The following is a 3,505-nucleotide window of genomic DNA, read 5'->3' on the forward strand; positions in this document are numbered from 1 at the left end:
AGAGGTTCGAGCGCAGGTTGCTTGTCGTGCGGTATTGCCGCCCCATCAGCGCGCCAATGGCACAGAGGCTTGCGCCGAGCGACAGCAGCGGCTGCGGACGCCGGGCAGTGGCCAGCATGTAATCCGTCAGATCGCCCACCAGACCGTCTGGGATGACCAGCGTGAACGGTGGGCTGGCCGGGGTGTCGCCGTCTTGGTCGGATTGAACGCCCAACCTGGACAGCAGCCCCGCCGCAGGATGCTCCCCATCACAGGCTGCAGAGCCGTCCAGACATAGAGAGGCATCAGGCTGCCAGCCACGCTCCATGGCGAGATGGTAGATCGTGCCCGCTCCAATACGATCGGGCTTGAAGCTGGCCCAGGCCTTGGCAGTGGCCTCTGGTACATCCTTTGCTGCTTGTGCTGACCAGTCAGCGAAGAGATCGGCGCCAGCATCACCAAGCGCGCCTTTCAGCGCCATGCCGATCCGCATCCAGCTGTCATAATCCAGCTCGGCATTGGGCAGCCATGCGAGGGCTGATGCGATGGCTGGCAACGTGCCAATCTGACTATGGCTGCGCAAATGCTCGGCTGTTGAGGACGCAGTTGTCAGGCCACGCTGGCGCAGGGCTTCAGGCAATAACCCATAGGCCTCATCCAGAAACGAAGCCGCTGCATCAGCGGTGATTTCCGGCAGATCGCTGATATCGAGATCGGCCAGCCCCTCATCGGGCCAGGCATAGGGCGCGCCAGTGTCGGGATGGGTGGCATAAGCCAGAAACTGCTGGCCAAGGCAGAGTACTTCCAGCGGATGACGCTTGATCCCCCGGAATGGCTCAGCCGTGCGGTAGATCAACATGCGCTTCGGGGCCTTTCCGATCCGCAGCGCCGGGGTATCGCCAAGCCTGTCACGTGCCAGCTGCTCGATCTGGAGCGCAAGATCAGGACTGTCCACGATATCGATATCGACCGCAGCCACTGCACCGCCAACAATGCCAATGCCGCAATCGGGCCATGCGGACCAGGTCGCGATCTCCACCTCTGTCGTGGCCCGCTCAGCATGCCGGTTCCATTCCGGGTAATCGGCCCAGGCACCGCGTTTGAACTGCCCGGGCTTTTTGGTGCCCGGACCGATCGGCAGGATGGCATAGCCATTGGTGACCAGCCGCGCGCCGAAACGCGCCATGTAGGATGTCTCTGCCATCAGAAGGGCACCTCCGGGGTCATCCCGTCGAGCCGCGTGCGGTCCTTGGCCGCAAGCTCGCGCAGGTGGTCGCAATATCCGGTGACGACCGCGTCAATGAAGCGGTCCCACTCGGTCTCGGTCAGCGTCGTTAAATCGGATCTACCGATGCTCTCGAGGTATTCACCGCCTTGTTGGCCGCCGACGCTCATGGCCTCGCTCTCGTTCGGAGTGGGGTCGATCATGCCCTTCCTCCCATGGCAGATGTCCTGGCAGACGCGAGAGCAGAGGTGCTTGCGGCTTGCGTCCCGCCGCCGGTCGGAGATGCGGAAGACCGGGTTGAACCAACCAAAGCCGCGAGGTTCCCGGTGGCAGACGGCGCAGAGGCCTGGGTGGGTTTGGCGCATGGATCGAACCTGTAGCCGGAGATTTCAAAATAGCGGCCCGATGGACGGACCGAGATTTCGCTTGGGCGCATGAGACGGCTTTCCTGCGCAATGGCCTCATTCACGCCGAGCGGAACGGGCAGACCGGGTGCACGTTTGCGCCACCAATCCGCGGCCTTCTGGCGCGCATAGCCCTGATGCTCGAAACAGACCCATTCGCTGTAAGTGGCGAGACCGCAGCTGTAAGTGACCTTGAGCGAGGGCCGCCCGCCGCGTTTGTCGTGACGGGTGTAAGATACGCCGCTCACCAGCAGCCATTGAGGCGCTTTTTGCGACAGGACCGGCAGCGTGGCTGCGGTCGGCGCAATCTTCACCTCACGGGCCGGGAATTCGTATCCGCAGTCCGGACATTCGGTGGCCGAGAGCGCCACGATGCTCTCACACATGGGGCAGACCTTTGTGGGTGCCTCGCCCCCGCCATTCTCACCAGGACGCTTCGGACGCACGAGATCGATCGGCCCGTGGCGTCGAACATTGCCCGCGAAATCCAGAACGAGGCAGTTCTCCTTGCCCGGTGCCAGGCGCGTGCCACGACCAACCATCTGCACATAGAGTCCGGCTGACTGTGTCGGACGCAGGAGCGCAATGAGATCGACGGCTGGGGCGTTAAAGCCGGTAGTCAGCACGCCCATCGACGCCAACGCGCGGATTTCGCCCCGCTTGAACGCGGCGATGATGGCATCGCGCTCGTCCTTGGGTGTATCGCCGAAGATCGTCTGACAGGTGATGCCCCTGCGTCCAAATTCCTCGGCAACGTGGCGGGCGTGATCGACACCCGAACAGAAGGCCAACCAGGATTTCCGATCCTTGCCATAGTCGATGATCTCGGTGACAGCCGCCCGGGTGGTCGCCTCCTGGTCGACCGCCGCCGCCAGGTCGCGGGCAATGAAATCACCAGCGCGGGTGCCGACCTTCGACACATCAAGCCGGGTGGCGGGCAGTTTTGAGACAAGCGGGCTCAGAAATCCCTGATCGATCAGGTCTCGGACCGGCGCCTCATAGGCGATATCGGTGAAGAGCGCGTTCTTGCCCTCATGCAGCATGCCGCTGTCGAGCCGGAACGGCGTGGCCGTGAGCCCGATCACCTTCAGCGCCGGGTTGATCTCGCTCAGCGCATCGAGGAAACGCCGATACATCGTGCTCGATTTGCCTGGGATCAGATGGGCCTCGTCGATCAGCACCAGATCGGTGTGGCCGATTTCGCGGGCCCGGTGATGGATCGACTGGATGCCTGCGAACAAGACGCGCGCCTGCGCCTCGCGCTTGCCCAGACCCGCCGAATAGATGCCCGCTGGCGCGTCAGGCCAAAGGCCGATCATCTCGGCATGGTTCTGCGCGATCAACTCACGCACATGGGTCACGATCAGAATGCGCTGGTCAGGCCAGGCTTTCAGCACGCCTTCGATGAAGGCAGCCATAACCAGAGACTTGCCTCCAGCTGTTGGGATCACAATGCAACAATTGCCAGATTTGTTCTCGTAGTATTCGTAGATCGAAGCGATCGCGGCCTGTTGATATGGGCGCAGGGTCAGCATGGTGCGGCCTCCGTGGTACGGGCGTCGTTTTCCCAAGTGGAGCCATCGGCCATGCGGTAAGTGACGATGTCGTCCCCCGCATCGATGACCTCACCCGGCACAAGATCGGGGATGAAGAGATGTTTGCTGCAGGCCGCACGCTGCTCGATCGGAGCCAGCATCCGGTCGTGCCGGGCGCAATGCCACCCGCCATCGACCGCGGTGGAATGCAGGCAGGACCGACAGGTCACGGCGGCACCGCCACTGTCGTGGCAGGCAGCATGGTGATCGCAGAACCGACACTCAAACCATGCGGGGTCCTCGCTGATCCGCGCGGGCGGATGCTGGGCGAAGATGATCCGGCCAGCCTTGTCCAGCAGACG

4 protein-coding genes are annotated in these 3,505 nt (G+C 62.9%); 1 reads left to right on the top strand and 3 read right to left on the bottom strand.

From position 1 onward, the window contains the following. The 3 genes from QZ196_RS17385 to QZ196_RS17395 all read right to left on the bottom strand — a co-directional run. The coding region (locus QZ196_RS17385; protein WP_296428653.1) for a PriCT-2 domain-containing protein at positions 1-1,183 on the bottom strand (1,183 nt) is incomplete at its 3' end. After that, complete coding sequence (locus tag QZ196_RS17390) at positions 1,183-1,407, bottom strand: DUF6511 domain-containing protein (RefSeq protein WP_296428657.1); 225 nt, start codon at positions 1,405-1,407, stop codon at positions 1,183-1,185. The genes QZ196_RS17390 and QZ196_RS17385, both read right to left, overlap by 1 nt. After that, positions 1,404-3,143, bottom strand: a complete 1,740-nt coding sequence (locus QZ196_RS17395) for a DEAD/DEAH box helicase (RefSeq protein WP_296428660.1) — start codon at positions 3,141-3,143, stop codon at positions 1,404-1,406. Before QZ196_RS17395 ends, QZ196_RS17390 begins: the two co-directional genes overlap by 4 nt. 119 nt (positions 3,144-3,262) lie before the next feature. Here QZ196_RS17395 and QZ196_RS17400 point away from each other — a divergent pair. Then, on the top strand, positions 3,263-3,505 hold a 243-nt coding region (locus QZ196_RS17400), incomplete at its 3' end, for a hypothetical protein (RefSeq protein WP_296428663.1).

It is taken from the genome of Yoonia sp. (genome assembly GCF_017854565.1).
Taxonomy (GTDB): Bacteria; Pseudomonadota; Alphaproteobacteria; order Rhodobacterales; family Rhodobacteraceae; genus Yoonia.

Excerpts from the sequence above, each read along its gene's own strand:
- QZ196_RS17395 (WP_296428660.1), bottom strand. The coding sequence starts at position 3,143 with ATGCTGACCCTGCGCCCATATCAACAGGCCGCGATCGCTTCGATCTAC.
- QZ196_RS17390 (WP_296428657.1), bottom strand. The coding sequence starts at position 1,407 with ATGATCGACCCCACTCCGAACGAGAGCGAGGCCATGAGCGTCGGCGGC.